Source organism: Stenotrophomonas sp. TWI169 (assembly GCF_039674705.1).
Classification (GTDB): Bacteria; Pseudomonadota; Gammaproteobacteria; order Xanthomonadales; family Xanthomonadaceae; genus Stenotrophomonas; species Stenotrophomonas maltophilia_P.
Window position 1 is genome coordinate 100,464 of the sequence record NZ_JBDJOB010000007.1, and the last position, 21,420, is coordinate 121,883.

Below are 21,420 nucleotides of genomic sequence, written 5' to 3' on the forward strand. Positions count from 1 at the left end.
ACTCAGCGGAGCGCTGCGGGGGAGGCCGCAGCGGAGGAGGGCGGATGGCGCTTGCGCCACTGCTTGAGCACGGCGGTACGCAGCGACAGCAGCAGCAACCAGCACAGGAAGCCGATCGCCAGCCAGCCGCTCAGGGTGAACACATCATTGAACCCACGGACATTGGCCTCGCGGCGCGTCGTCTGTGCCAGCTGCGCGGTGCCCTGCGCGCTGCGCAGCACCGGATCGGTGATCTGCGCGGCGTACAGCTGCTGCTGGATGCGCAGGCGCTGCGCCACCACCGGGTCGGCGGGATCAAGCTGGCTGGTCAGCGCGCTGGAGTACAGCTGTTCGCGATGCAGCTGGAAGGTTCCCAGCAGCGCCGAGCCGGCCAGCCCGCCCAGCGTCTGGGTGATCGACAGCGTTACCAGGAAGGTGATCATGTGGTCCACACCCTGTTTCAGGGCGGCGGAGATGCCCAGCATGATCAGCGGGCCCATGAACATCCCGGCACCGACCGAGGCCAGGAACTGGCTGAGGTAGAAATCGTGGGGACGGTCCATGCTGGTGCGGTTCTGGTCGAAGAACGCCGCCGAACCCAGCAGCAGGATCGCCATCAGCAGCTGCGGGATCAGCCGCTTCGGGCCGAAGGTCACGGCGGTACCGATGATGCCGGTGACAACCCCTGCCAGAATCACCACGAACAAGGGGCGCAGCTGGTCCGGGCCCATGCCCAGCGTGCGCATCAGGCTGACCACGCCGTAGGACTGCTCGGTGGTCAGGAAGCGGATGAGGAACGCACCCACGATGAAGTGCAGTACCGGCAGGCTGGCCAGCCAGCGCGTCTGCAGCAGTGGATTGCGCCGGTAGTGCTCGATGATGAAGGCGGTGGTCGACAATGCGATCGAGGCGACCAGCGCCCAGCCCAGCCACGGTGTGTCCAGCCACCAGCGCGTGTAGCCCTGGGCCAGCACCACCACCAGCAGCGCAACCGCCGGGGCAAGCAGGCTGAAGGTGAGGAAATCCATGGGCTCGAAGGCCTTGATCTGCACGCCTGGCGGCAGCTTCAGCACCACCACCGCCGCGAACGCACACAGCGCCAGCCCTGCTTCGAAGGAATACAGCTGGTGCCATTGCCCGGTATCGACCAGGCCGGGCGACACGATCCAGGCCAGCGGAACTGCCAGCTGCGACAGACCGACGCCGATCACCAGCAGGTTGCCGGTGAAGCGCCGCGGCAACGCCTGCAGCATGTACAGCGTACCCAGCGTCGAACACGCCGCACCGGCGAAACCGCTGGCCGCGCGCGTCAGCATCGTGGTTTCGAAGCTGCCCACGAACAGGTGCAGCACGGCCAGCGCGGCATACAGCCCCAGGCCGATCTCGGCGAACAGGCGGATGCCGTACTGCTGGCGGAACTTGAAGGCCAGCAGGTTGGCGGTGACGTTGACCATCGCGTAAGCGGCCACCAGCCAGCTGCCCTGGGTCGGGGTGAGCTGCAGTTGCCCCTGCAGGAACGGCAGGTTGGCGGTGACCAGCGCATTGCCGAGGCCGCCGGTGATGGCCACCAGCAGGGACACCAGGGCATAGGCTGCACGCCGGTAGGGTGGGTGCCACGGCATCGAAGCCGATCCGGGCATGGTCGGCTTCTCATGCTCCTCCCAGTCCGGCACCGGCTTCAGATACGGCTGCACCATCAGCGTGCTCCGCTGGCTGCTCCCTGGAGTCCTCCGCGCAGCAGTTGCAGGGCACGCCCGGCCAGACGGGCGCGCTCGTCACGGGTCTTGCCGCGAAGGGCCGCTCCCAGCATGCCGGAGATCAGTGAAATATCCGTTTTTTCCAGATCGGGACGGCACAGGCCTGCGGCGATGGCCCGCTGGATCGGTGCTTCCAGCAGGTCGCGTACGGTCTCGCGCGCGGCGCGCATGGAGGGCACGTCCGAATCAACGGCGCGCCAGTAATCGGCCAGCGCAGGTGAATCGATGATGCGCTGGGCCATCCCCTCGAACACCTCGAACAGGGCGTCGTCACGGTCGCCCAGCTGCTCCACCTGGCGGCGGATACGGTCGACCGCACGCTGCAGCAGGGCCTGGATCAGCGCGGTGCGGTCGGGAAAATTGCGGTACAGCGTGGCCCGGCCCACCTGGGCGCGTTCGACCACCAGGTCCAGCGGAGCGGTGACGCCGTGTTGCCCGAACACATGGTCGGCGGCGTCGAGAATGAGGGCACGGCGGGCAGCGGCATCAGCGCGTTGAGCGGTCATGGGTTCATTTTCGGACAGAAGTGTCCGATGTGCGAGACATTGAGTGACGGGATTGTCCGGTTGTTGTCCTACGCACATCTTTGTGATCGGTGTGTGAATTCGTATCCATGGCAGGTGGGAGGTGCCACCAGGCCATATCGATAGCGTCACGGCGCGGCTCATGTCCGAAGCCGTACCGGGTCCAAAAAAAGCGGGGGGCCAGCAGGCCCCCCGGGAGAGAACGACAACGAGCGTCGTCAGGGATCAGTGGAACGGCGTCCTGCTGCTGGAGGGGTCAGAAGTACGCACGGATGCCGAATGCGACACCGCGGCCCGGCAGCGGCGAGTAGTCGCGCAGCAGCGAGGTGTGCGGGCGCACTTCACGGTTGGTCAGGTTGCTGCCATCCAGGAACACCTCATAGCTGTTGCTGTCGTTACGATCCCAGCGGTAGGCCAGGTGCGCATCGACCAGGGTGTAGCCGTCGCTCGGCTCTTCGTTCTGCGCCACGTCCTTCTGCCGGCTGTAACGCACGGCGCCCACCGACGCGCGCCAGCCGTCCTTCGCCCAGCGCAGGTCGGCACCAACGCGGGCCGGCGCGATGCGCGGCAGGTAGCCGGTGTTGGCCAGCTCCACGGTGTAGTTGTGGTTGTGGTCACCGTGCGGCACCGCGATGTCGAGGTTGCGGCTGCCGTTGCCGTCCAGCTTGGCCTGCACGTAATCGCCGAACAGGCGCAGATCCCAGTCGCCTGCGACGCCTTCGAACAGATGCACCAGGGCTTCCGCCTCGGCACCCTTGAACACCGCATCCTGCTGCGTCCATGCACGCACCGGCAGGCCTTCGGTGACGCCGGTGTCGGCCAGGTAGATGAAGTCCTTGAACTTCGTCTGGTAGATCGAGGCGGAGAAGTCCAGGCGATCGCTGTGGGTGTGGATGCCCAGCTCGACACGCTGGCCGCGCTCGGTCTTCAGGTTGGCGTCGCCGATTTCCAGCGAGCGGGTGGCAATGTGCGCGCCAGCGGCATACAGCTCTTCATTGGTGGGGGCACGTTCGGAGCTGTCCACGCCGATGCGCAGGTCGACCGCGTCGTTGAGCTTCCAGATGCCGGCCGCGGACAGATTGGTGGCATCGAACTGCCGGCGGCGGTAATCGCCGGTCGGGTCCAGCTTGACCTGGTCGTGGCGGCCGCCGAGTTCGAGCTTGAACGGGCCGAACTGCTTCTCCTGCAGCACGAACAGGCCGATGTTTTTCGTTCCGGTGTCCGGCACGAATGCTTCTTCGCCCTTGGCGCCGAAATCGCTGTTGCCGAACTGCACGCCGAAGGCGCCGTCCCAGCCACCGACCTGCTGCTGTACGGCTTCCAGGCGGGTTTCGATGCCGCGGTTGGTGAAGCGTGTGGAGGGCGTGCCGGCCTCCAGCTCGACATGCTCGTAGTCGGTGTAGGCCACGCGGGCATTGATGTTCTTCAGGAACGAGACCGGGTTGTAGATGCCGGCCTTGGTCTCGAAGCGGTTCTGCACCATGTCGATGCGTACGTCATGCTCGTCGCCGCCTTCCTCCTCCTCGCCGTGATCATGATCATGATCGTGGTCATGATCGTCGCCGTCCGCGTGGACGTGGGCGCCATTGGGGATGCCATAGTTGGTGCGATAGGTGCTGGCCGACACGCCGAAGTAGCCGCCCTCGCCCAGCCAGGTGGCACCCACACCACCGGCCCGGGTGCGGATGGAGCTGTTGTCCAGGCGGCCACGGCGCGGCTCGTCGCCTTCCTCGCCCTCGTGGTCGTGGTCATGGTCTTCGTGGTGGTCTTCCAGGCTGTCGATCACCGCGTAGCCGGGAATGCGGTAGTCGTCGCCGTTGCGCACCAGGCCGTCGACATGCAGCACGACGTTGCCGCTGACGCCGTCGAGGCGGAACATGCCGCTGCGTTCATCATTGACGGAGTTGCCGCGCAGTTCAGCGCGGCCGCTGAGCGGACGGTCGGGCAGCTCGCGGGCGATGCGGCCATCGACGACGTTGACCGCGCCGCCGATCGCACCGCTGCCGAACAGCAGTGTCGCCGGGCCCTTCAGCACTTCGATCTGATCAGCCAGGAACGGTTCGATGCTGGTGGCATGGTCGGCGCTGACGGTGGAGGCATCCATGTTGCCCATGCCGTTGGACAGCACGGCCACCCGCGGGCCTTCCTGGCCGCGGATGATCGGACGACCGACACCGGGGCCGAAGAAGGTGCTCTGCACGCCCGGCAGCTTGGCCACCGTATCGCCGAGGGTGCCTGCCTTCTGTTCGTCCAGGCGCTCGCCGGCGAGCACTTCGACCGGGCGTGCCAGCGACTCGGCGTCGCCCTGCAGCGGCGAGGCGGTGACCTGCACCGATGACAGCTCGGTCAGGTGGCGGTCACGGTGCGCATCGTCGTCGCCTGCGGCGAATGCGGCGGACGGCAGCAGCGCGGCGAGCGCCAGGGCGAGGGTGTGCGGCTTGAACCGCAGGGAAGGGGCGGGCATCGAGAAATCCTTGTTACTGTGTATCAATTGTGAAGCGCACGTATCCCGTCGCGGGACAGGGGGAGAGGAGATCGTGCGGACCAGGAAGGGATGTTATATTATTCCATAACGATTCGCCGACCCTGCTGGAAGTCATGTCCCTCTCCTCCCACCTGCGCCATCTGCTCGACCGTTTCGGTGCCACCGGATCGATGCTGTGCGCAGTGCACTGTGCGGTGATTCCGGTGCTGCTGGCCGCAGCGCCTTCGCTGGGCCTGTCGTTCTGGCTCAGCGATGGCGTTGAACAGGCGCTGGTCGTGTTCGTGACCCTGCTGGGTCTGTTCAGCCTTGTCTGGGGCTACCGCCGGCATGGCGCCCTGCGCGCGCTGGCGTTCCTGATTCCCGGGCTGGTCGCGCTGTGGGCTGGGGTTCTGTACGACCCGCTGCATCACAATGCCGTGCCGCACGCGGTGGTGATGACCATTGGCGGTCTGCTGGTCGGCGTTGCCCATCTGGTCAATCTGCGGCTCAACCACAGCCACGTACACGACGCCAGCTGCGCGCACTAGGCGCTCCGTGATAGGCTTTCCGATCGTGCGCGGGGGCGTCCAGCAAGGCGGCCCCGCCGAACCCGTGTCAGCACGGGGTAACCAGATTTCACATTTGAGGAGTTGAAGACATGGGTAAGGGTGACCGCAAGACCGCCAAGGGCAAGCGCTACAACGCCAGCTACGGCAACGCCCGTTCGCACACCGCGAGCAAGGTCGCCGTAGGCGCCGCTGCCCCGGTCGCCAAGAAGACCGTGGCCAAGGCTCCGGCGAAGAAGGCCGTGGCGAAGAAGGCCGTCGCCAAGGCCTGATCGGCCGGCCGATGGGTCAACGAAGAACGCGGCGCCTGGCGCCGCGTTTTTTTATGCGTGTCGTTGCGGCCGCCGCGTTCGCCGGGCATGGCCCGGCGCTACCCACATTGGCACGGTAGCGCCGGGCCCTGCCCGGCGGAGACCACCGACGCCCCCATGCCGGGGGAGCGCCGGGCCATGCCCGGCGGAGACGCCCGATCAACGCAGCGTCTGCTTCAGTGTCTCGGCATTGCCGTCGTTCGGCGCGGCTGGAACCTGCAGCAGGTGCGCCAGCAGCGGATAGACATCGACGTTGTCGAAGCCGTCGATCAGCAGCCCCTGACGGAACGACGGGCCGCTCGCCAGGAACACCGCACGCATCGACGGCAGCGCCGGATCGTAGCCGTGCGAGCCGCCGTCGCGACGATCGCGCCTGGCGATCCAGTCCCGGGTCAGCGCGTCCCAGCCTTCATCCATCTGGCAGACGATGGCGGGTATGCGTGGATGCGTGCCGTAATGCCAGCGCGCAGGCAGGTTCTCCTTCTTCCAGCATTCGTAGTGGGCATGGCGGCCGAGCAGGGCACGTTCGGCCTCGGCTTCACGCCCCGCGACCGGCGCGAAGCCGACCGACTGGCCCTGGCTGACGTTGCGTGCGATGGCCGGGTCCACCATCGACTCGGTGGCGATCACCTGGCCGTCGCCCACCGCGGCCATGCCGTGATCGGAAACCACGATCACATTGGTGGTGGATGTCAGGCCACGCTGCTGCAGTCCGTCGAGCACCTGGCCGACAACCTGGTCGGCCCGCACGATGGCTGCCGTGTACTGCTGCGACTGCGGCCCATGGTGATGCCCGGCCTTGTCGACGTGTTCCATGTACAGCGTGGCCAGGCGTGGCGCCTCGGCATCGCTGCGTGCCAGCCAGCCCAGTACGGTCTGCACACGTTGCTCGAACGGTTCCTTGTCGTTATACGCCAGCCACTGGCTGGGGCGCACGCCCTTGATCTCCGCTTCGCTGCCCGGCCAGGACCAGGTCGCGGAACGCACGCCGGCTTTCTCCGCGCTGACCCAGATCGGCTCGCCGCCCCACCAGTCGCTGCGGGTGACCGCCTCGCGGTTGCTCAGCGCGAAACTGCCCAGCGATGCGTCGTCCATCGCATTGTGGATGATGCCGTGATGGTCAGGGCGCAGACCGGTCACGATGGTGTAGTGGTTGGGGAAGGTCAGCGAGGGATAGGAGGGCGTCATCCAGCGTGCGCGCACGCCGCTGTCGATCATCCGCTGCAGGTTCGGAGTCAGCCCGCGGTCCAGCGCGTCGGCACGCAGGCCATCGATGGAGATCAGCAGCAGCTTCGGCGGTGCGGCCGTTGCCGCAGGCGTAGGGACGGTGGCGGTCGGGGCGGGTGCGGTGGTGCAGGCGGCCAACGGCAGCAGCAGCGCCAGCGCGCAGGTCAGGCGTACGGAAGTCATCCGCCCATCATAGTGCGAGGTAATGACGTGCCCAAGACACGGCGCGCCAGGACCGTCCGCGGTCAGATCCCTTTCCCACGGGAAAAGGGATCTGACCCCGATCTCCCATCAGGCGAACAGCGGTACCTGGCGTTGCTCAAGCCGCAGCAGTGCTGCCTTGGTCTCCAGTCCGCCGCCGAAACCGGTCAGCGCTCCGTTGCTGCCGATCACGCGATGGCAGGGCAGGATGATCGGCAGGGGATTGCGGCCGTTGGCGGCGCCGACCGCGCGCGTCGCGCTGGGCTGGCCCAGGTGCTGCGCCAGCTGCAGGTAGCTCCAGGTCTGGCCGAACGGTATCAACGCCAGAGCCTGCCAAACGCGCAGCTGGAACGGGGTGCCGCGCGGTGCCAGCAGCAGATCGAATGTGCTGCGTTCGCCATGCAGGTACTGCAGCAGCTGTTCGCGGGCCTCGGGAAACGCGCCGGGCGCATTGTGCCAGTCGCTGCGTCCGCGCGCGGGGTGGCGGTTTTCAGGAAACAGCACGTGGGCCAGGCCACGTTCGTCACCGGCGATGGTGAGCTCGCCGATCGGGCTGTCAAAACGGTCGAACAACAACGTCATGTCGGTTCTCCAACGAACGTGCCGGACAGATGCCACAGATGCAGCACCGCATACGAGCGCCAGGGGCGCCAGGGCTGGGATCGCGCTTCGGTGGCGCGTTCGCTCAGGCGCTGCCCCTGGGCATGGCCGAGCACCTGCTGCAGCACCAGGTCACCTGCAGGAAACGCGTCGGGCTGGCCCAGGCCGCGCAGGGCGATGTACTGCGCCGTCCACGGGCCAATGCCGGGCAGGGCCACGCAGCGGGCGACGAATTCCTCCAGTGCCTGGCCGGGCCCGAAGTCGAGCTGGCCACTGACGCAGGCTGCGGCCAGTGCGCGCACGGTGGCGGCGCGGCTGCGTGGCAGACCGATCGATTCCAGAGGGGCGTCCGCCAATACCGAGGGAGAGGGGAACTGGCGGTCGAACTCCGTCGGCATGCCCGGCAGGTGGGCGCCATGCGCGTCGACCAGCCGGCGCGCGAAGGTGGTCGCCGCCGCAACGCTGACCTGCTGGCCGAGCACGGCACGCACCGCCACTTCGAAGCCATCCCAGCCGCCCGGCACGCGCAGGCCAGGGCGTTCGGCGATGCCGCGCGCCAGCAGCGGCTCTTCACCGAGCGCGGCATGCACCTGCTGCAGGTCGGCATCGAGATCGAATACCCGCCGCACGCGTCGCACGATGTCCGGTATCAGCCGCGGATCGACCGCGCCCAGCTGCAGGCGCAGTTCCGGCCGCTTCGGATCAGCCGTCACCCGCAGCAGGGTGGGTCGTTCAGGCGTGCCAAGCACGCGCTGGTAGCTGTCGTCGCCGATCAGTTCGATGCCCGGCAGGCTGCGCTTGCGCAGGAACGCCAGCATGCGCGGAAAATCCAGCGGAGGCCGGTAGCCCAGGCGCAGCACCAGGCCACCGTCATCGGCGGCCAGCGGGACGTGTTGGCGGCGCAGCGTGGTCGGTGCCATCCCGCAGCCCTGCAGGAAGGCGGTGTTGAAGCGGCGCAGGCTGTTGTAGCCCGCCGCGAGCGCAACGTCGGTGACCGGCAGGGTGGTTTCGGTCAGCAGCTGCTTGGCCAGCAGCAGGCGGTGGGTGGCGTGGATCTGGCCGGGCGTGGCGCCCAGGTGTTCCACGAACAGGCGCTGCAGCTGGCGTGCGCTGAGGCCGACCTTCGCAGCCAGTCCGGCAACCGGCTGCTCCTGCAGGAAGCCGCCGTGGATCAACGCCAGCGCCCGCTGCACGGCCTGGCCGGCCAGCGCCTGCTGTGCCTGCGGTGCCAGTTCGGGACGGCAGCGCAGGCAGGGCCGGTAACCGGCGGCAGTGGCTGCGGCCGCGCTCGGGAAATAGGTGATGTTGCGCGGCTTCGGCGGCGGCGCAGGGCAGACCGGCCGGCAGTAGATGCCGGTGCTGCGCACGGCGGTGAAGAACACGCCATCAAAGCGCGCGTCGCGGGCGAGGCGGGCACGGTCGCAGGCAGCGGTGTCGAGGACGAGGGCGGTGTTCATGCGCCCAGGCTAGGCCGCTCATGTCGCGGATACTCGCCGGATTCGGACATGGATGCAGCGGGTCGCGATCCGGGGTCAGAACCGGTTCAGTGCCACGTGCTGAATGCGCGCGCCGGGCAGGTAGACTGTGATCCTTGTTCCTGCGAAATCCGGTTGCCCGATGTCCGCCTTGATCCGCTGGTTGCCCCTTTTGTGCCTGGCCTTTGCGGGCTGCAGCCAGTTGGAGAATCCGGGCAACGTGACCGCGGCTGACAAGGCGGCACGGGCTCCGGCCAGTGATGGCGACAACATGGTGTCGATCAATGCCGCCGACGCCCCACCGCCGCCGTCCCCGCCGCGCAGCCGCGCTGATCGGCCGTGGCCGCAGGCGCAGCTGGAGAACGGCCGGGCCTGGGTCAGCTGCAGCACCGATTACGCGGCCGAAGGCGGCGACGGCGCGGAGCTGGAAGGGCTGCAGCGTGAGCAGATCAGCCAGGCGCTGCAGCCGTGTGCCGAACGGGGCCTGTTGCGGGTGCGCTACAACGGCAAGATCAATCCCGGGTTCGCCGAAATGATGTGGCGCCTGGCCGTGGTGGCCGACGCGCTGGAGATCCACAAGCGCATCCTCGATCTCGACTCCAGTGGTGGCCAGGTCGAGTCGGCGATCATTGCCGGCGACAGCATCGGCGAATCGGGCTGGACCATCTGGGTGCGCGAAGGGTCGATCTGCCACAGCGCCTGCGTGTTCGTGCTCGCGGCCGGCGACAACCGCCTGCTGACCGGCAAGGTCGGCATCCACCGCATGATGCGCATCAGCTCCAAGGCGACCTCGCGCGCCGAGCTCAACCGCGAGCTGCACGAGGTCTACGACAACGTGAAGGATTATCTGCAGCGCAACGGTGTGGCGGTGGGCGTTGCTGATCTGATGATGACCGTGCCCAACCGCAGCCTGCGCCTGCTGACCCCCGAGGAGCTGCGGCAGTTCGGCCTGGATGGCACCAATGCGGTGCAGGACGACCTGGAACGGATCAAGCAGATGCGCGCGTGTGGCGACGATTTCGTGCAGCGCAAGGACGCGTTCCTGATCGCCTTCGACCAGCAGTGCAAGCGCGACGGTGCGGACATGGAATCGATCAACAGCTGCGGCCAGTCGCTCAAGCAGCGGTTCGGTTTCCCCGATCCGGTCTGCCCCGAGGAGAGCCCGCTGTCGGAGATCGACGTGGCCACGCTGCCACCGTCTCCTCCGCCGCAGGTTCCGGTGGCGGAACAGCCGGCAGTGGAGACGGAGACCCAGGCCTCACAGGCCGATGCCGAAGCAACCCAGGGCAGCGTGCCGCTGCGCTGACAAACGCCTCACCCGGCTGGCGTAGACTGCGGTTCCTTCCGATGAACCGGTGGTGTCCATGAAGCGCGTGCTCCTGCTGCTGTCCCTGTTGCCGCTTGCTGCATTCGCCCAGGTGCCCGCGCCCGCCACGCCGGCTCCGGCGCCGTCGCGCCCGGCGCCGAGTGCGCCGGCCGCCGCGCCACCGGCGACAGCGGCACGGCCGCCCGCACCGGCCCTCAGCCCGGCACAGCAGGCGCAGGTGCAGAAGCAGGACGCGGAGATGGGGGCGGCCGCACTGAGGGCCGCGCAGATGGTCGACGCCAACCGCGCGGGCGAGTTGTGGGATGGCGCATCAGCCGTAGCGCGGCGCGCGGTGACCAAGCCGGCCTTCATCAGCCAGCTGACCGCCGACCGCACCCGTCTGGGGGCCTTGAGTGGTCGCGGCCAACCGTCCATTACCCGGGTGAAGTACGCGGCCGGCGCCGTCGTGCCCGAAGGCCTGTACATCAATGTCAGCTTCCCGACCCGCTTCGCCAACAGTGCGCAGCCCGTGCGCGAACTGGTCTCGTTCCGCTTCGATGAGGACCAGGTCTGGCGCCTGGCCGGTTACAGCCTGCGCGCACCCGGACCCTGAAGGAGAACAGCATGGCGGCCGAACTGACAATGCTGGCGTGGTCGACGCTGCTGGGGTTTGTCTACATCTTCGCCACCTCCACGGTGGTGACCCGCGAGCGGGGCATGAAGTGGAACGCGTCGGCACGCGACGAACAGGGCCGGCCACTCAGCCCGCTGGCAGGGCGGCTGCAACGGGCCCAGTCCAACTTCCTTGAGACGTTCCCGTTCTTCGCCGCCGCCGCGATCGCGGTGGTGGTGGCCGGTCGCAGCAGCGAGACCACGGCACTGGCCGCGCAGGCGTACTTCTGGGCACGGGTGGTCTACCTGCCGCTGTACGCCGCAGGTGTGCCCTACGTGCGCAGCCTGGTGTGGCTGGTGTCGCTGCTGTCGATCCTGGCGCTGGTGTTCGCACTGCTGTGAGCCGGGCCTGATCCAGATCAAGGCCGGTCAGCTGCGCGGCGCTATGCTGGCTGCGACTGGATCGATGGTGGGAGGCGCGCATGCGCAGGATGGATGTGGTGGTGGTCGGCGCGGGGCCGGCAGGACTGTGCTTCGCACGCGCGCTGGCCGGCAGCGGGCTGCAGGTCGGGCTGGTCGAAGCGCAGCCACGCCAGGCGCTCGCCGAAGCGGCGTTCGACGGCCGCGAGATCGCGCTGACCCACGCGTCGCGGCAGAGCCTGGAGCAGCTGGGGCTGTGGGCACGGCTGCCGGAGGCCGAGATTTCCGAACTGCGCGATGCCAAGGTGATGAACGGCGGCTCGCCGTTCGCACTGACCTTCGCCAGCAGCCAGGTCGATGGTCAGCCGCTGGGTTGGCTGGTGCCCAATCATCTGATCCGCCGTGCGGCGTGGGACGCGGTGCAGCGCCAGGACGGCCTGGAGCTGTTCGACGGGCGCAAGGTGCAGGGCGTGCAGGCCGATGCGCAGGGCCATGTGGTCGCGCTGGATGACGGCAGCAGGCTGCATGCGCGGTTGCTGGTGGCCGCGGACAGCCGCTTCTCCGCAACCCGGCGCATGCTCGGCATCGGTGCGCAGATGCGCGACTTCGGCAAGTCGATGCTGGTGTGCCGCATGCACGTCGAACGCGACCATCACCACACCGCGTGGGAATGGTTCGGCTATGGTCGTACGATGGCGCTGCTGCCGCTCAACGAAGGCCAGGCATCTGCGGTGATCACGCTGCCCCCGCGGCGGATCGAGGATCTGCTGGCGATGGATGAGGTAGCCTTCGGTGAGGCCGTCAGCGGCTTCTTCGAGCATCGGCTGGGGGGCATGCAGCCGGTCGCCACGCCGCAGGCCTATCCGTTGGTGGGTGTCTATGCACACCATTTCGCAGGCGAGCGCTCGGCGCTGATCGGCGATGCCGCGGTGGGCATGCACCCGGTCACCGCCCATGGCTTCAATCTGGGCCTGGCCAGTGCCCAGCGCCTGGCGCGGGGCATCGCCGGCCAGCAGCGCCGCGGCGCGGACATCGCTGCGGCCGGCATGCTGGCCAGCTACCAGCGTGGCCATCGGATGGCGGCGCGACCGCTGTACGAGGCGACCAATGCGATCGCCAGCCTGTACACCGATGATCGGCGCCCGGCGCGGCTGCTGCGGGCAGCGGGCCTGCGTGTCGCCCAGGGCGTGGCACCGTTCAGGCAGCTGATCGCCTCGCACCTGACCCAGCGCGTGGCCTGAACAGGATCAGATCAGCCGGCCGCCAGCACCCGGATCTGGCTGTCGGCGAATTCGACCACCTGGCCTGCGCGGATCTTGCAGGCCTTGCGCAGTTCAACTTCGCCGTCGACCCGTACCTGGCCCTCGCTGATGACCATCTTGGCCTCGCCGCCACTGGTGACCAGGTCGGCCAGCTTGAGCAGCTGCTTGAGTTCGACGTAGTCACCGTCGAGGTCGAATTCGAGAATCTGCATGGAGCGGGGGTTCCTGGGAAGGGGCGCAGGCCAGCGGCCGGGCCGGGAAGAGGGCGCGTATTGTGCGCCAGCACGGGGCCTGACGGCACGCGAAGGGAAAAACTGTACGCCTCGTTCAGGATCAATGCGGTATCATTCCGCTCTGAGCGAGTGAAATCTCCTCCGACCGAGCAGCGCCAGGGCACGCGATAAGAAGGGCGCCCAAAGCGCGGACCATCACCTTTTTTATCGCACTGCCAGGAAGACGGCAGTGCCTTCGGAGTTCCCCATGTCCCAAGATTCCCAAGCGCCGCTGCAGTTCGCGCAGCTCGGCCTGTCCGAGCCCGTGATGCAGGCGGTCACCGCCATCGGCTACGAAACCCCGTCGCCGATCCAGGCCGCCACCATCCCGGCGATGCTGGAAGGCCGCGACGTGCTGGGCCAGGCGCAGACCGGTACCGGCAAGACCGCCGCTTTCGCACTGCCCGTACTGTCCAACATCGACCTGCAGCAGATCAAGCCCCAGGCGCTGGTCCTTGCGCCGACCCGCGAACTGGCCATCCAGGTCGCCGAAGCGTTCCAGTCCTATTCGTCGAAGATCCCGGGCTTCCGCGTGCTCCCGGTGTACGGCGGCCAGCCGTATGGCCAGCAGCTGTCGGCCCTGCGCCGCGGCGTGCACATCGTGGTCGGTACCCCCGGCCGCGTGATCGACCATCTGGACCGCAGCACCCTCGACCTGTCCGAGCTGAAGACCCTGGTGCTGGACGAAGCCGATGAAATGCTGCGCATGGGCTTCATCGACGACGTCGAAGCCGTGCTGAAGAAGCTGCCGGAGCAGCGCCAGGTGGCCCTGTTCTCGGCCACCATGCCGCCGCAGATCCGCCGCATCGCGCAGACCTACCTGCAGGACCCGGTCGAGGTCACCATCGCGGCCAAGACCACCACCTCGGCCAACATCCGCCAGCGCTACTGGTGGGTGAGCGGCATGCACAAGCTGGACGCGCTGACCCGCATCCTGGAAGTCGAGCCGTTCGACGCGATGATCATCTTCGCGCGTACCAAGGCCGGTACCGAAGAACTGGCCAGCAAGCTGCAGGCCCGTGGCCTGGCCGCTGCCGCCATCAATGGCGACATGCAGCAGGCCCAGCGTGAGCGCACCATCGCCATGCTGAAGGAAGGCAAGCTGGACATCCTGGTGGCCACCGACGTTGCCGCCCGCGGCCTGGACGTCGAGCGCATCAGCCACGTGCTGAACTACGACATTCCGTACGACACCGAAAGCTACGTGCACCGCATCGGCCGTACCGGTCGTGCCGGCCGCAGCGGCGAGGCGATCCTGTTCGCGACCCCGCGCGAGAAGGGCATGCTGCGCCAGATCGAGCGCGCCACCCGCCAGCCGATCGAAGAGATGCAGCTGCCGAGCGTGGAAGCGGTCAACGATACCCGCATCAACAAGTTCACCTCGCGCATCAGCGAAACGCTTGGCGCCGGCGGCCTGGACTTCTACCGCCAGCTGCTGGAGCGCTTCGAGAACGAGCAGAACGTGCCGGCCATCGAAATTGCTGCCGCGCTGGCGAAGATGCTGCAGGGCGATACTCCGTTCCTGCTGCAGCCGCCGGTGCGTGCTCCGCGGGAAGAGCGTGCGCCGCGCGAGCGCTTCGACCGTGGCGATCGTCCGGAGCGTGGTGATCGCTTCGACCGCAACGAACGTGGCCCGCGCTTCGAGCGTGGTCCCCGCCGTGACGACGCCGAAGGGGGGTTCGAGCAGCGTCCACGCCGTGAAGTTCCGCCGCGCGGTGCGCCGGAGCAGGGCATGGAGACCTACCGCATTTCGGTCGGTCACCAGCATGGCGTGAAGCCGGCGAACATCGTCGGCGCCATCGCCAACGAAGCCGGCCTGGAAAGCCGTTACATTGGCCGCATCGACATCCACGACGACTTCTCGCTGCTGGACCTGCCGGCGCAGATGCCGCAGGACGTGCTGACCCACCTGCAGAAGGTGTGGGTGTCCGGCCAGCAGCTGCAGATGCGTCCGCTGGCCGCCGGTGAAGAGATCAATCCGGCACCGCGTCCGTTCAAGCCGCGCTTCGACAAGCGGGGTCCGGGTGGCCCGGGTGGCCCGCGTCGTGGTGGCCCGGGTGGTCCGGGCGGCGACCGTGACGGCCGTCCGCCGCGTCGTGATGGCTTCAAGCCGCGCGGCCCGCGCAGCTACTGAGCCAGACCTGCCGTGATCGACAACGCCAGCCCCCGGGCTGGCGTTGCTCGTTTGTGGACCCCGGTTTCGCACCGCCCACACATTCAGGGTCATAGGCTGGGCCGGTTCGAAGGGAGGTTGTCACCGCAGCACATTCGGGGGGATCCGGGATGGGTAGGAGTGGCACGGACATTCACAGCCGCCGGGTACCGATGTCCCGTGGGCTGGGGCTGAGGTTTGCGCTGTTGACGGGCATGGCGATCGGGCTGGTCGCATTGTCGGCGCTGATCCAGGAACTGCAGGCGGCTTCGACGGCGTGGATCGCCGGCCAGGGCTACTGGTCGCGTGGCCAGCAGGACGCCACGGCCGCTCTCAGCCGCTACCTGGCGCGGGGGGATGCCCGCGATCTGGAAGACGCCCGCCAGGCCCTGCGCGTGCCGATGGGGGACCTGCAGGGACGCCTGGCGCTGGAGCAGCCGAGACCGGATATCGAGCGTGCCCGACAGGGCTTCCTGCAGGGCGGCAACGCGCGTGCCGATGTGCCGCGGCTGATCTTTTCATTCCGTCACGCCCGTGACCTCGGCGCCTTCCGCGAAGCGACCGCCCTCTGGCGGGCGACCGACGGCGACCTGATGGCCGTGCACCGGCTGGTCGATGAACTGCAGCATCGTCATGCCGACGGTCCACTGCCGGTCGCCGCGCGCGACCGGTACCTGCAGCAGCTCCGTGATCTCGACCGGCGGCTGCAGGTGCAGGCGCAGGCGTTTTCGCAGGCGCTGCTGCGGATGGCTGCCGCGGTAAGGATGGCGACCCTGGTTGTCGGCGGCCTGTCGGTGCTGGCGATCAGCCTGATGGCCGTCGCCCTGGCGCGACGGGTCGGCAAGGATCTGACGGAGCATGAAAGCCGCTTCCGCGCAGCCTTCTACCAGGCCAACGTCGGCATGCTGAAGCTTGATGCCGGCGGCCGGGTGCTGGAAGCCAACCAGGCGATGGCGGACATCCTCGACCATCGCCGTGACGCGCTGTTGCAGATGTCGCTGGGTGACCTGCTGATGGAAGGAGAGCTGGTCATCGACGGTGTTGGCCGGATCGACTGGGAGCGGCAGCTGCGGCCGAGCGAGCTGCGCTTCCGCCGTCGCGACGGCAGCCTGGTATGGGGGCGCTGGAGCGGTACCGGCGTGCGCAACACCGGTGGCGGGCTGTCGGTGTTCGCGATTGTCGAGGATGTCAGCCAGAACCATGCGCTGGCCCGCGAGATCGAACACCACGCCAGCCACGATCCGCTGACGGGCCTTATCAACCGGCGCGAGATCGAGCGCCTGCTCGAGCGTGCACTGCTGCAGGTGCGCAGCGAGGGGGGCACGCATGCGTTGTGCTACATCAATCTGGACCATTTCAAACTGGTCAATGACAGCTTCGGCCATGCCGCCGGCGACCAGATGCTGCGCGGTTTTGCCGACTATCTGGTCGCCGCCGTGCGCGAGGGCGACTGGGTTGGCCGGTTGGGTGCCGACGAATTCGCGGTGTTCCTGGCCCATGCGGGCCAGGATGAGGCCAAGCGCGTGCTGCAGCGGGTGATCCGCAATCTTGGCCAAGCCACATTCCCGATCAGCGAAGGCAGCCTGCAGCTGAGCTGCAGCATCGGCGTGGTCGAGGTCAGCCAGGAGGCCCCTGATGTCAACTGGCTGATGAGCGCAGCCGACAGTGCCTGTTACGCAGCCAAGCAGGCCGGTCGCAACCGCGTGCACTGTTTCAACGAGGACCGCATGGCGCTGGACGAACGGCGCCTGGAGGCCGAGCGCCTGCAGGGCGTGAGCCGGGCGATGGCCGAGAACCGCACGCTGCTGTACGCGCAGCGCATCGCCCGGGTGGGTGACCCGGGCTATCTGCACTACGAGGTGCTGGTGCGCATGCGCGACAGCGACGGTACGCTGCATCTGCCCGGCCAGTTCATGCCGGCCGTGGAGCGCTACGGTATGGCGGTGACATTGGACCGGCATGTGCTCGGCCTGCTGTTCCGGCACCTGCAGGTATGCCCGGCGCATGTGCGCCAGCTCGGCCTGTGCAACGTCAACGTGTCCGCACAGTCGATCGCCGAACCCAGCTTCCTGGCTTTCGTCTGCGACCTGCTGGAGCGCAACCGCGTACTGGCGTCCAAGCTCTGCTTCGAGATCACCGAGACGGCCGCGATCAGCAATCTGAGCCAGGCGCGGGCGTTCATCGATGCGGTGAAGGCGCGTGGCTGCCGGCTGGCGCTGGACGATTTCGGATCGGGTCTGTCCTCGTTCGGTTACCTGCGCCAGCTGCCGGCCGACATGCTGAAGATCGACGGTGCATTCGTGCGCGACATGGATGTCGATCCGGTCAGTCACGCGACCGTACGCGCGATCACCGAACTGGGCCGCGAACTGCAGATGGAGGTCGTGGCCGAGTGGGTGGAGAGCAGCGAGGTGGCGGGGGCGCTGACCCGGCTGGGCGTGCAGGGGCTGCAGGGCTATGCGATCGAGCGGCCGCAGCCGCTGGAGCGGATGACCCTGACCGACCTGCGGCCGGTCAGGCTGAAGGCGGTGAAGGGCCCGCCGGCCGCAGGCTGAACGCTGGTCCGCGACGATTGTCTACACCTGCATGCCACGGACGGCTGCGATAATGCACGCCAGGGGCGACGCGCAGTGGGCGCGGGCGTAAGCAGAACAGGATGTGGCGTGGTCGTCAGGCAGTGGCAGTACGGAACTGGGGTGGTGCTGGTCGTGCTGCTGGTGTGGTTGGCAATGCCGTGGCCTGCGCAGGCCGGTGCGGCGATGCACGGTCCCGACTACCTGCTGGTGGGCGTTGCCACCGCCGAGCCTACGCCCCATCGCGCCTGTACTGCGCAGATGCTGGCCGGGCCACGCCAGCAGGTGCGGGTGCCGGCGCCGCCGGCGGGCTGGTCGGGCGAACCCCAGGCGCTGGATGTGTTCAATGTGTTCGCGGGCGAGGTCCAGGTACGGCACGGCGACCGGGAGATCTGCGGCGACATGCATGATGCGCGTACCCGCGACTCGCGTTTCCGTGCCGGCGTGGGCCTGGTTGCGGTGCCGCCGGCCGGCAGTCACGAGCCATTCCTGGTCTCGTGGCAGACGCCGCTGAAGGATCGTTGGGTACCGACGCTACGGCTCGGCGCACCCAGCCCGGTGCAGCAGAACGACACTGCGCGGCTGCTGGTCCGCGCGGCCTGCATCGCGGTGGCGCTGGCCTTGGCGCTGTCGGCGCTGATGGCCTATCTGACCACCCGTGATCGCAGCTTCCTGGTGTACATCGCGGGTGCCGGCGTGCTGGTGCTGTGGCAGGCCATCCTCGGAGGCCTCAGCGGCTATCCGGAGCCGTGGCTGCCGGTCGGCACGCGTGGCGCCTGGTGGCTGCTGGCGCTGACGGCAGCGAGCCAGGCACTGGTGCTGCCTGCCCTGTGGTGGCTGAACGGTGGCGACCGGTTGTGGCCGAAGTCACGCCTGCTCCAGCAGATGGTCCTGTGCGCCCTGCTGGGCGTAGCCGCGCTGGTGCCGTGGCTGCGCTGGGATCAGCTCGGATGGGTCGCGCAGGGGCTGCAGGTGACCTACCTGGCCGGCTGCGGCGTCTCCCTGCTGATGGGGATAGGGGCGCGGTGGCGTGGCGACCGCTGGGCACTGGCTGGATTGGCGGCGCTGGCGCCGATGCTGGTGCTGATCGGCGCCGACGCCTGCGCTGCGGAGTGGCTGCTGGAGTACCGGGTGGAGGCGCTGCAGCTGGCGATCACCTGGCTGCTGATGATGGCGGCCTACGCCCTGAACCTGCGGCTGGGACGCCTGCGCCAGCAGCGTGACGAGATGCGCCAGCTGGCCGAGACCGACGGCCTGACCGGGCTGCCCAACCGCCGCGCCGGTCTGCGGGAGCTCGGCCATCATCTGGAACGGGTGGATCGTGAGCGTGGCCCGATGGTGATCGGCTTCCTCGACATTGATCTGTTCAAGGACATCAACGACCGCCACGGGCATGAGGTGGGTGACCAGGTACTGGTCGCCGTGGCCCGTGCGCTGCGGGCCGCCGTGCGCAGCCAGGACCAGGTGGTGCGGATGGGCGGCGAGGAGTTCCTGCTGCTGATGCCGGGGATGCCGCGCGAGGCGGCGGCGGCGCGGCTGGATCGCCTGCGCCAGCGCATCACCGAGGCCTGCCAGGCCCTGCAGGTGCCGGGGCTGGAGGTGACCGCCAGCATCGGCCTGGCCCAGTGGCGGCCGGGCGAGGACGACCTGGCCGCGCTGCTGCGCCGGGCCGACCATGCCATGTACGTGGCCAAGCGCGCGGGCCGTAACCGGGTGTTCGACGGCGAAGAACTGGATCCACCCGCACCGGCATGAACCTGACAGGGCGGCGATGCCGGATAATAGGGCGATGACCACCCGACTCAACAAACATATCGCCGATACCGGCTTCTGCTCCCGTCGCGAGGCCGACCGCCTGATCGCCGCCCGCCGGGTCACCGTCAACGGCCATCCGGCCGGCACCGGTGCCGTGGTCGGCGAGGGCGACCAGGTGCTGGTCGACGGCCAGCCGCTGCGTGCCCGTACCGCACGCAAGCCGGGGGCGCGCCGCCACGTCTACATCGCGCTGAACAAGCCGGTCGGCGTCACCTGCACCACCGAAAGCTCGGTGAAGGGCAACATCGTCGACTTCGTCGGCCACGAGCAGCGCATCTTCCCGATCGGCCGCCTGGACAAGGAGTCGGAAGGACTGATCCTGATGACCAGCAATGGCGACATCGTCAACCAGATCCTGCGTGCCGAGAATGGCCACCAGAAGGAGTATCTGGTGGCGGTGAACAAGCCGGTCACCGACGAGTTCCTGCGCGGCATGGCCCGTGGTGTGCGCATCCACAACCAGATGACCCTGCCTTGCCGCACCTCGCGCATCGCCAAATTCGGCTTCCGCATCACCCTGGAGCAGGGCCTGAACCGGCAGATCCGCCTGATGGCGGCGGAATTCGGTTACCGCGTCACCCAGCTGCGCCGCGTCCGCATCGACAACATCAAGATCGGCGCGCTGAAGCCGGGCCAGTGGCGCAACCTGACCGAGCAGGAGCTGCACGGCCTGCTGCCGCAGCAGCAGGACTGGTAAACGACAGCGGTCGGACGTCGGCCCGGCCGCGCATCGGATAGACTCCGCCGAGACCTGCCGGAACATGACGCTGCATGATCAAGCCCGACAAGCCCGCCAATGAAGCGCTTCGCCTGGAAGCGCTGTACCGCTACCGCATCCTTGATTCGGAACGCGAGAGATCGTTCGACGATCTGGTGGTGATCGCCAAGGCGGTCTGCGGCACGTCGATGGCGGCCGTCACGCTGATCGACGTTGAACGGCAATGGTTCAAGTCGATCCAGGGCATCGATGCCACCGAGACCCTGCGCAGCGAATCGATGTGCGGCCATGCGATCCTGCAGCCGCAGGAGGTGATGGTGGTCGAGGACGCACTGCAGGACGTGCGCTTCCATGACAATCCGGTGGTGGTGGGCGATCCGCACATCCGCTTCTACGCCGGCGCACCGCTGATCAGTTCCGACGGACTGCCGCTCGGGACGCTGTGCGTGTTCGATGCGCGCCCGCAGCATCTGGAACGGGCCAAGGCCGAGGCACTCAGTGCGCTGTCACGGCAGGTGATGCTGGTGATGGAGCTGCGCCGCTTTGCACTGGACATCCAGAAGCACATGCTGGAACGCGATGACTACGAACGCCTGTTGTCCGAGTATCACGATGTGCTGCTGGCACAGAACGCGGATCTGGCCGAACAGAGCCGTACCGATGCACTGACCGGGCTTCCGAACCGGCGGGCGATGGCGGTCGCGCTGGAAGAGTCCCTCGCCGATGCCGATGGCCAGCCACGACAGGTTTGCGTGGCATTGCTGGACATCGACCACTTCAAGAGCATCAATGATTTCCACGGGCATGCGACCGGTGACCGTGTGCTGGCCGAACTGGGGGCATTGCTGCGCGCGCATTTCGCCGGCGGCGGAACGGCGGCGCGGTATGGCGGCGAGGAATTCGTGGCGGTGATGCCGGACACGGATCTCCACGCGGCAGGCGTGCAGTGCGAGTTCCTGCGTATGGCCGTGGGCAACCTGCCGCTCGGCTTTCCGGTCACGGTCAGCATCGGCGTGGCCATGCATCGCGCCGGCGACAGTGTCGACCAGACCCTGGCCCGTGCCGACGCGGCGCTGTACCGGGCCAAGGGCAACGGACGCAACCGCGTGGAGTTCGCGGACTGAGCCGGCCGCCCGCAACCGGCGGCCCCATCGCTGCATGGCGCCGGGTCGCAGCGGGTGCGAAC

General features: G+C 67.9%; 18 protein-coding genes. 11 read left to right on the forward strand and 7 right to left on the reverse strand.

Translation table 11 applies throughout. The features are described from left to right. Positions 1–2: 2 nt before the first annotated feature. From ABE543_RS07805 to ABE543_RS07815, 3 genes are all read right to left on the reverse strand, one after another. Positions 3–1,676: an MFS transporter gene (locus ABE543_RS07805; RefSeq protein ID WP_346475548.1), complete on the reverse strand. Its 1,674-nt coding sequence runs from the start codon at positions 1,674–1,676 to the stop codon at positions 3–5. Beyond that, positions 1,676–2,242: a TetR/AcrR family transcriptional regulator gene (locus ABE543_RS07810; RefSeq protein WP_053518751.1), complete on the reverse strand. Its 567-nt coding sequence runs from the start codon at positions 2,240–2,242 to the stop codon at positions 1,676–1,678. The genes ABE543_RS07805 and ABE543_RS07810 overlap by 1 nt, the downstream gene beginning before the upstream one ends. A 274-nt stretch (positions 2,243–2,516) precedes the next feature. Continuing rightward, on the reverse strand, positions 2,517–4,724 hold the full coding sequence (locus ABE543_RS07815) for a TonB-dependent receptor (protein ID WP_262101114.1): 2,208 nt from the start codon (positions 4,722–4,724) through the stop codon (positions 2,517–2,519). Positions 4,725–4,858: 134 nt separating this feature from the next. Between ABE543_RS07815 and ABE543_RS07820 the strand changes: the two genes are divergently transcribed. Together ABE543_RS07820 and ABE543_RS07825 are read left to right on the forward strand one after the other, a co-directional pair. After that, a complete protein-coding gene (locus ABE543_RS07820) occupies positions 4,859–5,272 on the forward strand; it encodes a MerC domain-containing protein (RefSeq protein WP_053518754.1) in 414 nt (137 codons plus the stop codon). 110 nt (positions 5,273–5,382) lie between these two features. Beyond that, complete coding sequence (locus tag ABE543_RS07825; RefSeq protein ID WP_004150462.1) at positions 5,383–5,562, forward strand: 30S ribosomal protein THX; 180 nt, start codon at positions 5,383–5,385, stop codon at positions 5,560–5,562. 198 nt (positions 5,563–5,760) lie between these two features. On the opposite strand, the gene ABE543_RS07830 is transcribed toward ABE543_RS07825, so the two are convergent. The 3 genes from ABE543_RS07830 to ABE543_RS07840 all read right to left on the reverse strand — a co-directional run bounded on the left by ABE543_RS07830 (position 5,761) and on the right by ABE543_RS07840 (position 9,086). After that, on the reverse strand, positions 5,761–7,011 hold the full coding sequence (locus tag ABE543_RS07830; RefSeq protein ID WP_346475549.1) for an ectonucleotide pyrophosphatase/phosphodiesterase: 1,251 nt from the start codon (positions 7,009–7,011) through the stop codon (positions 5,761–5,763). Between the two features lie 108 nt (positions 7,012–7,119). After that, positions 7,120–7,611 (reverse strand): methylated-DNA--[protein]-cysteine S-methyltransferase, encoded by a 492-nt coding sequence (locus ABE543_RS07835; RefSeq protein ID WP_180875687.1) that lies wholly within the window; start codon positions 7,609–7,611, stop codon positions 7,120–7,122. After that, positions 7,608–9,086 carry a DNA-3-methyladenine glycosylase 2 gene (locus ABE543_RS07840; RefSeq protein ID WP_262219272.1) on the reverse strand — a complete coding sequence of 493 codons (1,479 nt, stop codon included), beginning with the start codon at positions 9,084–9,086 and terminating at the stop codon, positions 7,608–7,610. Before ABE543_RS07840 ends, ABE543_RS07835 begins: the two co-directional genes overlap by 4 nt. 160 nt (positions 9,087–9,246) lie before the next feature. Between ABE543_RS07840 and ABE543_RS07845 the strand changes: the two genes are divergently transcribed. From ABE543_RS07845 to ubiM, 4 genes are all read left to right on the forward strand, one after another. Continuing rightward, a complete protein-coding gene (locus tag ABE543_RS07845; RefSeq protein ID WP_346475550.1) occupies positions 9,247–10,410 on the forward strand; it encodes a hypothetical protein in 1,164 nt (387 codons plus the stop codon). A 58-nt stretch (positions 10,411–10,468) separates the two neighbouring features. Further along, a complete protein-coding gene (locus ABE543_RS07850; RefSeq protein WP_346475551.1) occupies positions 10,469–11,023 on the forward strand; it encodes a DUF4019 domain-containing protein in 555 nt (184 codons plus the stop codon). An 11-nt stretch (positions 11,024–11,034) separates the two neighbouring features. Then, positions 11,035–11,424: an MAPEG family protein gene (locus tag ABE543_RS07855; RefSeq protein ID WP_053518762.1), complete on the forward strand. Its 390-nt coding sequence runs from the start codon at positions 11,035–11,037 to the stop codon at positions 11,422–11,424. Positions 11,425–11,504: 80 nt separating this feature from the next. After that, a complete protein-coding gene (gene ubiM / locus ABE543_RS07860; RefSeq protein ID WP_346475552.1) occupies positions 11,505–12,683 on the forward strand; it encodes a 5-demethoxyubiquinol-8 5-hydroxylase UbiM in 1,179 nt (392 codons plus the stop codon). 11 nt (positions 12,684–12,694) lie between these two features. Here ubiM and ABE543_RS07865 read toward each other — a convergent pair whose 3' ends face one another. Continuing rightward, on the reverse strand, positions 12,695–12,916 hold the full coding sequence (locus ABE543_RS07865; protein ID WP_014036469.1) for an RNA-binding S4 domain-containing protein: 222 nt from the start codon (positions 12,914–12,916) through the stop codon (positions 12,695–12,697). Positions 12,917–13,184: 268 nt separating this feature from the next. Between ABE543_RS07865 and ABE543_RS07870 the strand changes: the two genes are divergently transcribed. From ABE543_RS07870 to ABE543_RS07890, 5 genes are all read left to right on the forward strand, one after another. Further along, entirely contained in the window at positions 13,185–15,110 is a 1,926-nt protein-coding gene (locus ABE543_RS07870; RefSeq protein ID WP_065174676.1) for a DEAD/DEAH box helicase, read from the forward strand. A 149-nt stretch (positions 15,111–15,259) separates the two neighbouring features. Next, entirely contained in the window at positions 15,260–17,683 is a 2,424-nt protein-coding gene (locus ABE543_RS07875) for an EAL domain-containing protein (RefSeq protein WP_346475553.1), read from the forward strand. Positions 17,684–17,791: 108 nt separating this feature from the next. Continuing rightward, positions 17,792–19,456 carry a diguanylate cyclase gene (locus ABE543_RS07880; protein ID WP_346475554.1) on the forward strand — a complete coding sequence of 555 codons (1,665 nt, stop codon included), beginning with the start codon at positions 17,792–17,794 and terminating at the stop codon, positions 19,454–19,456. Positions 19,457–19,490: 34 nt separating this feature from the next. Beyond that, the gene (locus ABE543_RS07885) at positions 19,491–20,213 is read left to right on the forward strand and encodes a pseudouridine synthase (RefSeq protein ID WP_053518769.1); all 723 of its coding nucleotides are present in this window, start codon (positions 19,491–19,493) and stop codon (positions 20,211–20,213) included. A gap of 74 nt (positions 20,214–20,287) precedes the next feature. After that, entirely contained in the window at positions 20,288–21,358 is a 1,071-nt protein-coding gene (locus ABE543_RS07890; protein ID WP_065174678.1) for a sensor domain-containing diguanylate cyclase, read from the forward strand. Positions 21,359–21,420: the final 62 nt, after the last annotated feature.

What these genes read in the sequence shown, in the direction of transcription:
- ABE543_RS07830 (WP_346475549.1), bottom strand. Translation starts at nt 7,011, where the DNA reads ATGACTTCCGTACGCCTGACCTGCGCGCTGGCGCTGCTGCTGCCGTTG.
- ABE543_RS07850 (WP_346475551.1), top strand. Translation starts at nt 10,469, where the DNA reads ATGAAGCGCGTGCTCCTGCTGCTGTCCCTGTTGCCGCTTGCTGCATTC.
- ABE543_RS07820 (WP_053518754.1), top strand. Translation starts at nt 4,859, where the DNA reads ATGTCCCTCTCCTCCCACCTGCGCCATCTGCTCGACCGTTTCGGTGCC.
- ABE543_RS07875 (WP_346475553.1), top strand. Translation starts at nt 15,260, where the DNA reads ATGGGTAGGAGTGGCACGGACATTCACAGCCGCCGGGTACCGATGTCC.
- ABE543_RS07835 (WP_180875687.1), bottom strand. Translation starts at nt 7,611, where the DNA reads ATGACGTTGTTGTTCGACCGTTTTGACAGCCCGATCGGCGAGCTCACC.
- ABE543_RS07815 (WP_262101114.1), bottom strand. Translation starts at nt 4,724, where the DNA reads ATGCCCGCCCCTTCCCTGCGGTTCAAGCCGCACACCCTCGCCCTGGCG.
- ABE543_RS07865 (WP_014036469.1), bottom strand. Translation starts at nt 12,916, where the DNA reads ATGCAGATTCTCGAATTCGACCTCGACGGTGACTACGTCGAACTCAAG.
- ABE543_RS07825 (WP_004150462.1), top strand. Translation starts at nt 5,383, where the DNA reads ATGGGTAAGGGTGACCGCAAGACCGCCAAGGGCAAGCGCTACAACGCC.
- ABE543_RS07805 (WP_346475548.1), bottom strand. Translation starts at nt 1,676, where the DNA reads ATGGTGCAGCCGTATCTGAAGCCGGTGCCGGACTGGGAGGAGCATGAG.
- ABE543_RS07885 (WP_053518769.1), top strand. Translation starts at nt 19,491, where the DNA reads ATGACCACCCGACTCAACAAACATATCGCCGATACCGGCTTCTGCTCC.
- ABE543_RS07810 (WP_053518751.1), bottom strand. Translation starts at nt 2,242, where the DNA reads ATGACCGCTCAACGCGCTGATGCCGCTGCCCGCCGTGCCCTCATTCTC.
- ABE543_RS07890 (WP_065174678.1), top strand. Translation starts at nt 20,288, where the DNA reads ATGATCAAGCCCGACAAGCCCGCCAATGAAGCGCTTCGCCTGGAAGCG.
- ubiM (WP_346475552.1), top strand. Translation starts at nt 11,505, where the DNA reads ATGCGCAGGATGGATGTGGTGGTGGTCGGCGCGGGGCCGGCAGGACTG.
- ABE543_RS07870 (WP_065174676.1), top strand. Translation starts at nt 13,185, where the DNA reads ATGTCCCAAGATTCCCAAGCGCCGCTGCAGTTCGCGCAGCTCGGCCTG.
- ABE543_RS07845 (WP_346475550.1), top strand. Translation starts at nt 9,247, where the DNA reads ATGTCCGCCTTGATCCGCTGGTTGCCCCTTTTGTGCCTGGCCTTTGCG.
- ABE543_RS07855 (WP_053518762.1), top strand. Translation starts at nt 11,035, where the DNA reads ATGGCGGCCGAACTGACAATGCTGGCGTGGTCGACGCTGCTGGGGTTT.
- ABE543_RS07840 (WP_262219272.1), bottom strand. Translation starts at nt 9,086, where the DNA reads ATGAACACCGCCCTCGTCCTCGACACCGCTGCCTGCGACCGTGCCCGC.